This is a genomic window from Tardiphaga sp. 813_E8_N1_3 (genome assembly GCF_051811025.1).
In the GTDB taxonomy this organism is placed as follows: Bacteria; Pseudomonadota; Alphaproteobacteria; order Rhizobiales; family Xanthobacteraceae; genus Tardiphaga.
The window spans coordinates 3,561,411-3,573,672 of sequence record NZ_JBPWQE010000001.1 but is presented as its reverse complement, the minus strand read 5'-3'; the positions used below and the strand labels follow the sequence as shown (position 1 = coordinate 3,573,672).

At 58.5% G+C, this 12,262-nt stretch carries 12 protein-coding genes; 7 read left to right on the top strand and 5 right to left on the bottom strand.

Annotated features, from left to right (window positions below; translation table 11 throughout):
- Nucleotides 1-26 precede the first annotated feature (26 nt).
- The 6 genes from AB8A33_RS16965 to AB8A33_RS16940 all read left to right on the top strand — a co-directional run bounded on the left by AB8A33_RS16965 (nt 27) and on the right by AB8A33_RS16940 (nt 6,132).
- Nucleotides 27-953 carry an NAD-dependent epimerase/dehydratase family protein gene (locus tag AB8A33_RS16965; RefSeq protein ID WP_439089520.1) on the top strand — a complete coding sequence of 309 codons (927 nt, stop codon included), beginning with the start codon at nt 27-29 and terminating at the stop codon, nt 951-953.
- On the top strand, nt 950-1,882 hold the full coding sequence (locus AB8A33_RS16960) for a glycosyltransferase family 2 protein (RefSeq protein WP_439093822.1): 933 nt from the start codon (nt 950-952) through the stop codon (nt 1,880-1,882). Before AB8A33_RS16965 ends, AB8A33_RS16960 begins: the two co-directional genes overlap by 4 nt.
- A 2-nt stretch (nt 1,883-1,884) precedes the next feature.
- The gene (gene gmd, locus AB8A33_RS16955; protein ID WP_439093821.1) at nt 1,885-2,985 is read left to right on the top strand and encodes a GDP-mannose 4,6-dehydratase; all 1,101 of its coding nucleotides are present in this window, start codon (nt 1,885-1,887) and stop codon (nt 2,983-2,985) included.
- Nucleotides 2,986-3,265: 280 nt separating this feature from the next.
- Nucleotides 3,266-4,204, top strand: coding sequence for a GDP-L-fucose synthase family protein (locus AB8A33_RS16950; RefSeq protein ID WP_439093820.1), 939 nt, complete (start codon nt 3,266-3,268; stop codon nt 4,202-4,204).
- Nucleotides 4,205-4,214: 10 nt separating this feature from the next.
- Nucleotides 4,215-4,964 carry a glycosyltransferase family 2 protein gene (locus AB8A33_RS16945; RefSeq protein WP_439093819.1) on the top strand — a complete coding sequence of 250 codons (750 nt, stop codon included), beginning with the start codon at nt 4,215-4,217 and terminating at the stop codon, nt 4,962-4,964.
- The gene (locus AB8A33_RS16940) at nt 4,885-6,132 is read left to right on the top strand and encodes a glycosyltransferase (RefSeq protein ID WP_439093818.1); all 1,248 of its coding nucleotides are present in this window, start codon (nt 4,885-4,887) and stop codon (nt 6,130-6,132) included. Before AB8A33_RS16945 ends, AB8A33_RS16940 begins: the two co-directional genes overlap by 80 nt.
- Before the next feature lie 20 nt (nt 6,133-6,152).
- Here AB8A33_RS16940 and AB8A33_RS16935 read toward each other — a convergent pair whose 3' ends face one another.
- A complete protein-coding gene (locus AB8A33_RS16935; protein ID WP_439093817.1) occupies nt 6,153-7,064 on the bottom strand; it encodes an alpha-1,2-fucosyltransferase in 912 nt (303 codons plus the stop codon).
- Nucleotides 7,065-7,286: 222 nt separating this feature from the next.
- On the opposite strand from AB8A33_RS16935, the gene AB8A33_RS16930 reads away from it, so the two are divergent.
- The gene (locus AB8A33_RS16930) at nt 7,287-8,240 is read left to right on the top strand and encodes an NAD-dependent epimerase/dehydratase family protein (protein WP_439093816.1); all 954 of its coding nucleotides are present in this window, start codon (nt 7,287-7,289) and stop codon (nt 8,238-8,240) included.
- A 106-nt stretch (nt 8,241-8,346) separates the two neighbouring features.
- Here the strand turns inward: AB8A33_RS16930 and AB8A33_RS16925 are convergent, their stop codons facing one another.
- The 4 genes from AB8A33_RS16925 to AB8A33_RS16910 form a co-directional block, all read right to left on the bottom strand.
- On the bottom strand, nt 8,347-9,123 hold the full coding sequence (locus AB8A33_RS16925; protein WP_439093815.1) for an SGNH/GDSL hydrolase family protein: 777 nt from the start codon (nt 9,121-9,123) through the stop codon (nt 8,347-8,349).
- 101 nt (nt 9,124-9,224) lie between these two features.
- Nucleotides 9,225-10,037, bottom strand: a complete 813-nt coding sequence (locus tag AB8A33_RS16920) for an FkbM family methyltransferase (RefSeq protein ID WP_175366740.1) — start codon at nt 10,035-10,037, stop codon at nt 9,225-9,227.
- Between the two features lie 89 nt (nt 10,038-10,126).
- Nucleotides 10,127-10,615 carry a GtrA family protein gene (locus tag AB8A33_RS16915; protein ID WP_439093814.1) on the bottom strand — a complete coding sequence of 163 codons (489 nt, stop codon included), beginning with the start codon at nt 10,613-10,615 and terminating at the stop codon, nt 10,127-10,129.
- Nucleotides 10,596-12,257: a hypothetical protein gene (locus AB8A33_RS16910; RefSeq protein ID WP_439093813.1), complete on the bottom strand. Its 1,662-nt coding sequence runs from the start codon at nt 12,255-12,257 to the stop codon at nt 10,596-10,598. Before AB8A33_RS16910 ends, AB8A33_RS16915 begins: the two co-directional genes overlap by 20 nt.
- Nucleotides 12,258-12,262: the final 5 nt, after the last annotated feature.

The following is a 12,262-nucleotide window of genomic DNA, read 5'->3' as shown; positions in this document are numbered from 1 at the left end:
CCAACTCCTCATTGTGAAAGGCAATCGTGACCAACAGCAACCAGGTGGCGCTCGTGACCGGAGCGCGGGGCTCTATAGGTCGGCATGTGGCGCAGGCGCTGTCGTCCTTCGGCTGGCAGGTGCACGGCCTTGGCCATGGCGAGTGGGCCGAAGGCGCCGCCACCGCCGGCCTGCGCCGCTGGCACGCCGGCACTGTGGATCTGCCAGCGTTGCGCGCGCTTGCGCTAAAGCCAGACCTGATTGTGCACTGTGCCGGCAGCGGATCCGTTGGCGCGTCACTCGTCGACCCGTTAGCCGATTTTCAGCGTACGGTCGGGTCGACGGCCGTGCTGCTCGAATATATGCGTGCCGATTGCCCGGCAGCGGCGCTGGTCTACCCGTCGAGTGCGGCGGTTTATGGTCATGCCGAGCGGCTGCCGACGAAGGAAGACGGGCCGCTATGCCCGGTCTCGCCCTACGGCTTCCACAAGAAGATAGCCGAGGAATTGATCCGCGCCCATGGCGTGATGTTCGGCCTTCGGGTCTCCATCGTGCGCTTGTTCTCGATTTATGGAGAGGGCTTTCGCAAGCAGCTCCTATGGGACGCCTGCGGCAAGATTCTCGCCGGCGAGCGGGAGTTCTTTGGCACCGGTGACGAGACACGCGACTGGCTGCATGTCGACGATGCTGCTGCTCTGCTGATCCGCGCAGGCGAGGTGGCATCGCCCGAATGCCCGACCATGAATGGTGGTACAGGTGAGGCCGTTACGGTCGCAGCGATCCTTAACGAGCTCGCGATTTTGCTCGGCGTCGATGAAAAGCCGCGTTTTGTAGGTGCCACGCGCGCCGGCGATCCTCGGGATTATCAAGCCGACATGACGCGTGCGTTGCAATCGGGATGGGCGCCGTCCACCAGTTGGCGTGAGGGCTTGCGCCGCTACGTTGCCTGGTATCTTGAGGAGCGCGCGCGGTGATCCGCGCATGGCTCTCCGCCCTTGGCCTCGGGACGGCCTTGCGCCGGGCATTCGGCATTCGGCTGGGCCGGTTGTTTCAGTACCCGCCGAGAGCCCTATCGGTGCCCTCGATTGCAGCCCCCGGGTTGGACCAAAATCTGCCCTCCATTGCAATCGTGACGCCCTCCTTCAACCAGGCCGCGTATGTCGGAGCGACAATGGAAAGCGTGCTGTCGCAGGGCTACCCGCACCTGGAATACATCGTCCAGGACGCAGGCTCGACGGACGGCTCGCTGGATGTGCTCGCGGATTTTGCCGACCGTGGCGTAACCGTCGTGGTCGAGCCCGACCGCGGACAGTCGGATGCGCTCAATCGCGGTTTCGCCCGCACTTCCGCCGAGATTCTGGCCTATTTGAACTCCGACGACATGTATGTACCGGGAACACTGCATCGGATCGGTCGCTTCTTCCGGGACCATCCTTCTGTGGATGTGGTCTACGGCAATCGATTGGTGATCGACGACCATTCGCGCGAGATCGGCCGCTGGATCCTGCCGCGGCATGATGCGCAGGTACTGCCACAAATCGACTATGTTCCACAGGAAACGATGTTCTGGCGTCGTAGGATCTGGGAGCGTTGCGGCGCCCGTTTCGACGAGAACGCAACCTTTGCGCTAGACTGGGACTTATTGCTGCGATTTCTCCAGCACCAGGCTGTCTTTCGTCATTTGCCATGGCTGTTTGCGTTGTTCCGCGCCCATGCCGCACAAAAAACCCAGGCAAGTTTCGTCGCTGACGGGGCTGGCGAGATGCGACTTTTACGATTGCAAAACCGTGCACAAAGTGGGAACTACTTCCAGCGTTTGGCGTCGCATGGCTTTTTTCTCCTGGCCCACCAGCAAGCGGACAAGCGGTTCGCTCGTGAATTGCGAGATAAGTTGACAAGATGACGATGAAGAAAGCTCTGATCACTGGCGTCACCGGACAGGACGGATCCTATCTGGCCGAGTTGCTCCTCCAGAAGGGCTACGAGGTGCATGGCGTGAAGCGCCGCGCTTCGCTTTTCAATACGGATCGTATCGATCATCTTTATCAGGACCCCCATGAAGAAGATCGTCGACTGATCCTGCACTATGGTGATCTCACCGACTCATCAAGTCTTGTGCGCATCATTCAACAGGTGCAGCCGGAGGAAATCTACAATTTGGCAGCTCAGTCCCACGTTGCCGTGTCGTTTGAGGAGCCGGAATACACGGCCAACTCCGACGCGCTGGGTGCGCTGCGTATCCTAGAGGCCATTCGTATTCTTGGCCTCGAAAAGAAGACTCGATTTTATCAAGCGTCGACGTCGGAACTTTACGGGCTGGTTCAGGAAACGCCGCAGACCGAAACCACGCCGTTTTATCCGCGCTCGCCCTACGCGGTGGCCAAGCTGTATGCTTACTGGATTACAGTCAACTACCGCGACGCCTACGGGATTTTTGCTTGCAACGGCATCTTGTTCAATCACGAAAGCCCTGTTCGCGGCGAGACCTTCGTAACGCGCAAGATCACGCGTGCGCTCGCGCGCATCAAGCTGAGTCTGCAGGAATGTTTGTATCTCGGCAATCTCGATGCGCTCCGCGATTGGGGGCATGCGCGTGACTATGTCGAGATGCAGTGGCTGATGCTTCAGCAGGAACACCCAGAAGATTACGTGATCGCGACCGGCGTTCAATATTCGGTACGCCAGTTCGTCGATGCCGCGGCGAAGGAATTGGGCATCTCAATTCGCTGGGAAGGCAAAGGCGTCCAGGAACGCGGTTATTGGGAAAATCGTGTGGGCGCCGATCCCTCTCAACCGATCGTCCGCGTTGATCCACGCTATTTCCGACCTGCCGAGGTGGAAACACTGTTGGGCGATGCCAGCAAGGCGCGCAAGCAGCTTGGCTGGGTGCCGAAGACGACGTTTGCAGAGCTAGTCTCGGAAATGGTTCGCGAAGATCTTCGGTCGGCCGAGCGTGATGAACTGGTCAAGCGCCACGGCTTCAAGTCGATGAACTATCATGAATGAGCGTCCGGCTGGCCCGCGAAGGTAAACGTGTTGGGCTTGGACGTGTGAAGGGGCATGCGTCTGATCACGATCGGAGCATGAGGACTGATATCTGGAGAGTGAGCTCACAGCGCACTTCGGCATTCCATGATCCGATCAGGCCTTCCGGCCGGATAGTGGGTGCTTCAGTAGATGCCGTATCGGCAGACTTCTCTGATCTTGCGACGTTGCACGCACGTAATGTGCTCGCTTCTAATGACTGTCCGTGCCGGTGTTGGTCGGTGAGAGTTGGAAACTGCAGATGGACAAGAATGCTCGGATCTTTGTCGCCGGTCATCGCGGCATGGTCGGCTCCGCGATCGTCCGCCGGCTGCTTGCTGCCGGCTATACGGATATCGTGACCCAGGCGAGGGCTGAACTCGATCTGACCGATTCCGTCGCCGTCTCAAAGTTCCTGGCAGACACCCGACCTGACTACATCTTCATGGCTGCCGCCAAAGTCGGTGGCATTCATGCGAATGATACTTATCGCGCCGAGTTCCTCCATCAAAACCTGATGATCGAGGCGAATATGGTCCACGGCGCCTGGCAAGCTGGCATCAACCGGATGCTATTCTTGGGGTCGAGCTGTATCTATCCGCGCGATTGTCCGCAGCCTATCCGTGAAGACTACCTGCTGACTGGTCCGCTCGAGCAGACCAACGAGGCTTATGCGATTGCCAAGATCGCCGGCGTCAAGCTGTGTGAGAGCTATAATCGCCAGTACGGCACGCATTACGTCTCTGCGATGCCGACCAATCTGTTCGGGCGCAACGACAATTATGATCTGCAGAACAGCCACGTGCTTCCGGCGCTGATCCGCAAGACCCATGAAGCCAAGGTCGCGGGCGCGAGCGAACTCGTCGTGTGGGGATCCGGCACGCCACGCCGCGAGTTTCTCGATGTGGACGATCTTGCGGACGCCTGCGTGTTCATGATGGAAAGAGGCATCGAGGGAGGGCTCTACAATATGGGCCGCGGCACCGATGTGACCATCAGCGAGCTCGCCAGGACGATCATGGAGATCGTTGGCTTCAGCGGCCGGATCGTATTCGATGTTTCCAAGCCGGACGGCACGCCCCGCAAACTGCTCAATATTGACCGTCTGCGCGAACTCGGCTGGTCGCCGCGCATATCGCTGGAAGACGGTATTCGCGAGGCTTATGCCGACTTCCTTGCTCGACATCAGGTTGCGATGTAAACGATCAGGCATGACCAATCCGCTCGTCACTGTGGTGGTGCCGTCCTTCAACCAGGCGCAGTATCTTGAACAGGCCTTGAAGTCCTTGACGGATCAGGACGTGCCGCTTGAGATCTTCGTCATGGATGGTGGATCGACTGACGGATCGGTGGGAATTCTGCAGCGCTACGCTCCGCATCTGGCGAGCTGGCGCAGCCACAAAGACGACGGACAATCAGCGGCTATCAACGAAGGCATTGCGCTTGGAAGTGCCCCCTTCGTAGCCTGGCTCAACAGCGATGATTTGTTGCTCCCCGGGGGGCTGCACAGGCTGATCGATGCGCTTGAGGCTGCCCCATCCGCCCCGGCTGCGTATGGTCGCGCCTGGAACCATAACGAGGCCAATGGCCGGCGCACGCCGGTGTGGGTCGAGCCGTTCGAACTGCGACGTCTGGCTCAACGCTGCATCGTCTCCCAGCCTGCGACCTTAATCCGCCGATCGGCATGGCAGCGGGTCGGTGGACTCGATATCTCACTGCGAATGGCGATGGACTATGACTTGTGGTGGCGGCTTTATCACGCAAGCGGCCCCCTTGCCTTTGTTCCCGATTACGTCGCCGTGAATCGCGATCATCCCGGTACCAAGACCAACACGTATCGCAGCCAGCATTATCGCGAGGCGATTGCCGTGGTGCGCCGGCATGCGGGCCGCGTTCCGCTCAAGTGGTGGCTGCTGCAACCCTATGCGGTCTGGTACAAAGCACTGCGTGGGATGCGTTGAGCGCACAGTGCAGGTCATGACAACACAAGCAGAAATTGTACGGGACGATCACGCCGGTCGCCGGTTGAAGGTACTGCACGTCTTCAAGACTTATCCGCCAGATACGTTCGGCGGCATTGAACGCGTAATACATGGCATCATACGCTTCGGCCGAGCGTTTGGCATCGACGGCGAGGTCTTTACTGTCAGTCCGTCGCCCGAACCTGCCGAAATCGATTTTGATAGCGTGCGTGTGTTTCGCGCGCGCCAGGATGCGTTCGTCGCATCCACGGGCCTGTCGCTGTCCGCCTTTCGCCGGTTTCGCGACCGCGTAAGCCAGGCCGACGTCATTCACTACCACTTCCCGTGGCCATTCATGGATCTGTTGCATCTGGCTCACGGGCGCGGGCGGCCTGCAATCGTCACCTATCATTCTGACATCGTGCGTCAGTCGGGGCTGCTCGCGCTGTATCGGCCGTTGATGATGCGTTTCCTCGCTTTGCAGAGCGCAATTGTCGCGACCTCGCCGAACTACATCGAGACCAGTCCGGTGTTGCGGCAATTTCCGCTGGTGACTGAGGTTGTGCCTATCGGCATTGACGCAGATCCGGGCAGCATCGATGCCGCGCTGCGGACATCATTTGCCGTGCGTCTGCCGCCGCGCTTCTTCCTTTTCGTCGGTGTGTTGCGTTACTACAAGGGCGTAAGCTTCCTCATCGAAGCCGCGCGGCAAAGTGGCCTGCCAATCGTGCTCGTTGGCGATGGTGAAGAGCGCGCTGCGATCGAGCGTGCAGGTTTGCCAAATTTGCATATGGTTGGCGCAGTCGGCGACGCCGAAAAAGCGGTTCTGCTCGACTTGTGTTGCGGGTTCATTTTTCCCTCGCATCTTCGCTCCGAAGCATTCGGTGTTGCTCTTTTGGAGGCGGCACGTGCCGGCCGCCCGATGATCTCTTGCGCCATGGGCACGGGAACGGACTACGTCAATATCGACGGCGAGACAGGGATCACCGTGCCTCCTGCAGATCCGCTTGCGCTGGCGTCTGCGATGACGCGGATATGGGATAACGCGGAGCTGGCTGCAGCAATGGGACGTGCTGCGCGCGAGCGCTTCGAGGCGCTGTTCCGGGCAGAGAGGATGGCAGGGGCCTATGCGTCGATCTACAGGCGGGTTGCAAAGGCCCCCGGATAAAAAGGCGTTCTAGGCGACGACTACCTGGTCCAAAATTCTTTGGCAGCCTCGCGAATGGTCGCCGCTGGCATTCCGCTTTCGATCGGAAGCAGCGGGATATTTCCTGCGAAACATGCCCACGCGGCGAAGGTGGAGTGGCAGCCTATGACGCCGTTGCATCTCGACAGCAGCGTAAGGTCGTCGGCCGGTGATGTGCCGGTTGCAATCGTCACATCGAGACCGGGAAACTCGGCTTCATTACGCCGTTCATCGGAGCAGACCAAGAACGAAATCCTGTGCGGCGTCGACTTCTTGACCTCCAGCATTGCGCGAGCATAATCCGACGTCGGCACGAATAGAGCGCCGCCCGCGAATGTTCGGAAATCGCCGTGCCGGATGTGCACTCCGATCAAATAGTCGCAGTCAGACCGGGCCCTTGCGGCGATCTCATCGACGAGCTCTTGATGGTATCGCAGCGCAATACGTTCGAGAACCCCTTCCCGATGCCGGTGAAGGAGAGAGGCATCGCAGTCTCGCAGGCCGTGAAGAACAACATGCCGATGTCGCGCGAGCCAATCCGGGCGGGCAAGACTGTTTGTGCTTGGGGGAATCAATTTCATGAATCGCCTGATGCTCCATCTGGCAAATAGCAGGCGTGCTACCAGCGTGAACGGTCGAGCGGGGCCTCCGAACACTTCGGTGCCACGACCAAGGTGCTGGCGAAAAGGCGCGAGTGATTGATTGAACAGCGAGAAGCGAGGTGAGTGCTCCAGGCAGAATGCCAGGAGATGAGCATGGCTGAAGAGTTGATTGGCGAGCCGCCCCTGATCGTCGGTATAAACGAGTGTGGTGCTGATCTTGGCCGCTTTAGCAGCCCGTTGGTCTGTGCACATCAAGATCTCAACCAGGGCATGGGCGTTGTGATAGCGAATGCGTATGGAGATAATAGTCACCAGCCAATGGATATTGGGACGAGCGGCGTATGCTCGGATGGGTTGTATTGGCTGTGACAGACATATATCGCATAGCAGATCGATGCACGCACGCAATGGATGTCAGCCATGTGCAGGCGTGATTGACGTCGTTGCGGTTCTCATGTTCCCCAGATTCTTTGAACTGACGTTGCTCCGCTGCACGGTCCGCCATGGTCGGCTGCGCTTTCAATAGGGGATTTAATGGCGTTGCGCGTGTTAGTGACCGGCGCTTCCGGCTTCATCGGAGAGGCTCTTGTTACGGCTCTGGTCGCGTCCGGCCATCGGGTGCGCGCCGCTTCGCGGCAGCGCGCGAACTTTCCATCAGGACGGGTCGAATGGGTTCAATTGCCGGATCTGCGGGGCGCGGTTGAATGGTCTTCGCTGCTGGCCAATGTGGACGTTGTCGTACATCTGGCCGGAATTGCCCATCGCAATGGCGTACACGGCGACGCGATCGATAGGGTCAATCGAGGTGCCGTTGCGGCTCTTGCGGCGGCTTGTCAGCGGCACGACGTCAGGCGGCTGATCTTCATGTCGTCGGCCGGTGTGCATGCCGGGTCCACCTCGAAAGGTGCTGTAATAGAAGGTCACGCGCCGGATCCGGCGACCGCATATGACCGTGCCAAAATCGCAGCGGAACGTGCTGTGGAAGACAGCGGCGCGCCTTACACTATTCTCCGTCCAGTCGTCGTCTATGGCGCAGCTGCCAAGGCGAATTTCGCGCTCGCTGTCCGACTTGCCCGTTTGTCACTGCCGCTTCCCTTTGGCGCGCTTGAGATTCGTCGGTCGCTTCTCGCGATCGACAACCTGATCGCGGCCGTCATCTTCTGTCTCGACGGCGAGGCGACTCTCAATCAGACGTTTCTCGTGGCCGATCCCGAAGCGATCACGGTCTCCGCAATGTTCTTGCAGCTTCGTCGCGGCCTCGGCAGGCAACCCTGCCTCGTTCCGGTACCGCCGGCGTTTTTCGAGCATGTGCTCCGTATCGTCGGGCGCCCGGATATTTGGGGGCGTATTGGACAGGAATTCGTCGTTGATTCCACAAAGCTCCAGAGCGCCGGTTTTCGGCCCTTGGTTTCGACCGAGGAGGGCCTGAGGGCGGTTGGCGCCTTTTACAGAACGCGCCGACGTGCAGGCTGTTCTTCAGGACAGTGACGGCAGACGAGACGCACCGCGCAAATTGTCGTTCGGGCGGCAGACGTGTCGCTGCGGCGTTGAGAGTGCTTGCCTTGAAAACGGTAGATGCCGTTTAGCGCCGCGTCTATTTGCTTCCGACGTTGCATCCGAGCTTTTGTTGGATCGTGCCGACCATGGCCGTCAGCCATGGCTTGTATGAATCCGCAGTCAGGTGGATGCCATCGGTCGTCAGCTTTTCGCCCGACATCTTTGCTCTGAAGTCAATGAAGGCGATAGAGCGCGCATCGGCCAGCTTTCGTATGTCGCTATCGTTTTGATCCGCCAACGCTGTGGAAAAGTACATGTCGGAAAGCGGTGCTTTTTCGATCGGGGGGATGCCGGCATAAACGAATGAATCGGTTTTGGCCGTCAGCGCCGCTGTCAACGCAGTGTATCGTTTGGCAATTGGCGCAGCGTCGCGATATGCCTTCTGGGAATCATTCGTGCCCAGTGCGACGACGATCAGCGGCACCCGTTTGTTTCCGAAGATCGCGTCGACGAGTGGCAAGTAATTGGAGATCGCCAGCCCGCCGATGCCTGCATTAATCACGGGCCTGCCGCAGATCGCGGCCGGTAATAGCGCAAGTTCAGTGATGCTGTCGCCGACCACGACGACGGGATCCGTCACCTGGTCCATCTGACTGTGAATCGCACTCACGCGAACATCGGTGTGCAGGTGTCCTGCCTCCGGCCTGGCGTTTCCGCGAAGGTCTTCCAGCAGGAGCTCGGTCTTGCTTGAGAGCGCAGAAATTTGCGCTGTCTGAGCGCTGATCTTGTCGGAGATGGCCCGGCCGCCGACATAGACCGACCCGGAGAGTGCGCCAAGAGCGGCAACCAGCGCCGCGGACCAGATCGTCTTCATGGAATTAACCCGTTTTAGCGCAGATCACTCGATGCTCGATGATCTTATGACCTGTAGCGAAGAGAACCCGTCGTGTCATCGGTACGCCGCATACCTTGTTTTTAGAGCGGTAGCGGACGCAATTCGAGATCAATGCTGGCCCCGTCATCCACGATCTGATCGAAGGCATCGGTCGTGGCCATTACTGGCGTCTCGCCATCTGTCTTGTAGAGCGCATATCTTGCATCCCCGATGAATTGCAGTAGAGCTTCGAAGCCTCCCGGGACACTGCGATGCAGATACGGCGCAAATTCGACCACCATCTTGGGTCGGTAACGGCGAATTGTCTCAGCGCCAGATCTGAGAACGCTCAATTCATTGCCATCGACATCCAACTTGATGAAATGGACATTGGGCAATCCGAGTTCGGCTACAAGTGCGTCCAGGGAGCGAAACGCTCCGTTGGTCGATTTCAGGACGCCGCCGTGCACGCCATGCCGGTCAAGATCCTCCGCCGTGCTGGTAATCGGCCAGCTCGAATAGATGCTGTTGTTTTCGCTGCCGTCGGAATCGCTGAGGATTGCCTGAACGCAGGTCACGCGGCTCGTCAGGCCCGGATTGAGCGACAGGTTTCGCTGAAGCTTGCTCATGGCGTAGTCGGTCGCTTCAACGGCGATAACACGCCCGGTGTCGCCAACCGCCTGGGCCATCGGGAGCGTCTGTGCTCCGATATTTGCCCCCAGGTCCAGCGCGATGTCGCCGCGCTTCAAATGCGTGGTGAGAAAGCGCGTGGTCCGACGCTCGTATTGCGCGACGTACAGCGAAAAATCGATTCCCTCGCGCAGATCAAGCTCCCAATTGAAGTCGCTCCGCCGCGTTCGGACGATAGGGCCGACTCCAAGGCCTCCGCGCAGTGCGATCAGCGGCTTCGCCATGAAGCCGGCGATGGCTATTTTGGTTCGCGTCTTCATTTCAGTTCTGGCTACTCCGAGACGTCCGTCGTCAATGCTTCGCTGAAAGTCTCTTACCGCTCGGGACGCGCAGGTTCGGATACATCGTAGCGATCTCGCGATCCCGGGCTAAACACGTAATATCGGCTGAAGAGAAACGACGTAAATGGAATGATGGTGATGACGATGAACGTGGTGACGAGATAGGGGAGGCGAAGAATCGAATGGGTGCTGTAGGTGATGAGCTGGATCATCATCAGATTCCAGCCGACTAGGCAGAAGAACTTGACGACCGTAATGGGTCGAATGACGGATCTGTAGGTCACGAAGCCGTGGCCCATAAACGACACGAAAATTGATCCGATGCCGCCGACCAGAGAACTCTGCCATCCGTTTCCAGTCTGATTGTAGACGAGGTTGGAAATCACCAAAAAAATCAGATTGGAAGCTAATCCGATAAAAATGTAGCGAAGCAGCAGGAAGCTACCACGCTGACTGAACCGCATTGTTCGCCACAACTGATGCATGCCTGAACCTGCGCCTCTAATTGCTGCCCTTGCCATCTAGATGATCCATAACACGATACACATGTGTCCCATCAAACAGCTCGCGTTCCAACTGCACCTGCACGTCGAGACTCTGCGGGCTCAAGTCGTTCGGCAACAGCATAAAAACGGATTTCCCCCGACGTACAAGCTCCGTGATGACCTGTCCGGGCACCCATTCGCCGTTCAGCCAGAATTTGTTATTCCAGCGATTGTATGAGGCGACGAGCGGGCTGCGCCCAGCCATCTGGCGCGCAATTCGTTCGCCCGCGTACCCGATTCCGAACGCCACGGCATAATTGACATCGTGAACATCGTAGGCTCCGATCCAGATCGAATTCGGAAGTTCCGCCTTTAGGCTGGCCATCGATTGCATGAATTTGGATCGACGCTGAATTTCATCCCGCTGTGACAGGCTCGTCGGCAGTTCCGGCGCCCGAAAGGCGGCAAACCATACGGCATAGCACGCCAGGGAGCCAGCCAGGATCGCGCGGCGCGACGACCGTGGCAGCAACTCGCTGAAATGCAGGAAGATGCAGAGGCCGAGAAGCAGGGATGATACGATGACACACGGCACGAAGTAGCGGAAACCGAAATGCTTCAGAACCAGGGCGGTCAGCAGCAGCGATGCGCCTAGCGCTGCGATGACAAAGCGGCTGCGCCAGTCGGACATCCTTTCTTTGAAGGAGTTGTGGCTGGCTCTGACAGATGAAGCGACGATGACGGATGCAGCGACGAGCAGCAGCCCAGTGAGCCAATAATTCTTCAGCAAGCGCGATGCATTGCCTTTGACCGTCCCCCACTCCAGGACACCCGTCGAGCCACTGCCATATTGCCCCGTGTGGGTCGCGAGTTCCACATACCAGTTGGCCATTGCGAGGAGGCCGGGCAATATCGGAAGCAGCAGCAGCACGATTCCCGCGACGGCCCCGGCGACGCCGAGCAATAGCCTTCGTCGACTTTCTATCGCTCCAAGCAGCAAAAGAAGCGGAGCGCTCGTTATCTTTGCGACCAGCATGGCGGCGATACACAAGCCGATTGCGAATGGGAGCCAGCGTTTTTTGTCAAGCGTGTCGTCTCGATAGACCGTCCACTCGAGCAAGAATAGCGACAGCAGCAGGACGCCAAAAACCATGAGCGTTGCTTCGGCTCCAATCATGCCTGGGCGAACGAACTCGGCATATAGAATAGGGAGTGTTTGGATGAGGAGCGCTGCCTCCGTGTTCCGGAGCGCTTGCTTTGCCACAAACCCGAGCCACAACACGCAAAAAGCGAAAAGTACCATATTCGCGCGAGATACGAACCTGAGAGCCGCTTCAGGATCGCTCAGGATGATGGTAAGAAGGTTTTGCTGGCCTGCCGTCGATATCCAATTCCACGCCTGATACAGGCGAAGATAGCAGGCGATCAGGATAAATGACGTCGTGCCGGGATGAACGACGATGCCTGGCGAATGCAGTTCGGCGACGGCGGCCCCATTGAACAGGTACGCGTAGCTTGGGTCGTAGTCATAGCCAAAGGCGAGGTTCGTAAAACCGAAATAGATTGGCTCATACGATCGGAGCAGGATGTGGCCGACCACGAAGCAGAATACGGGAACGGTCAGGAGCAGACCGGTGGAGATAGAACGGTTCATCTCAAATGTCTTCACATCGTCCATTTGCA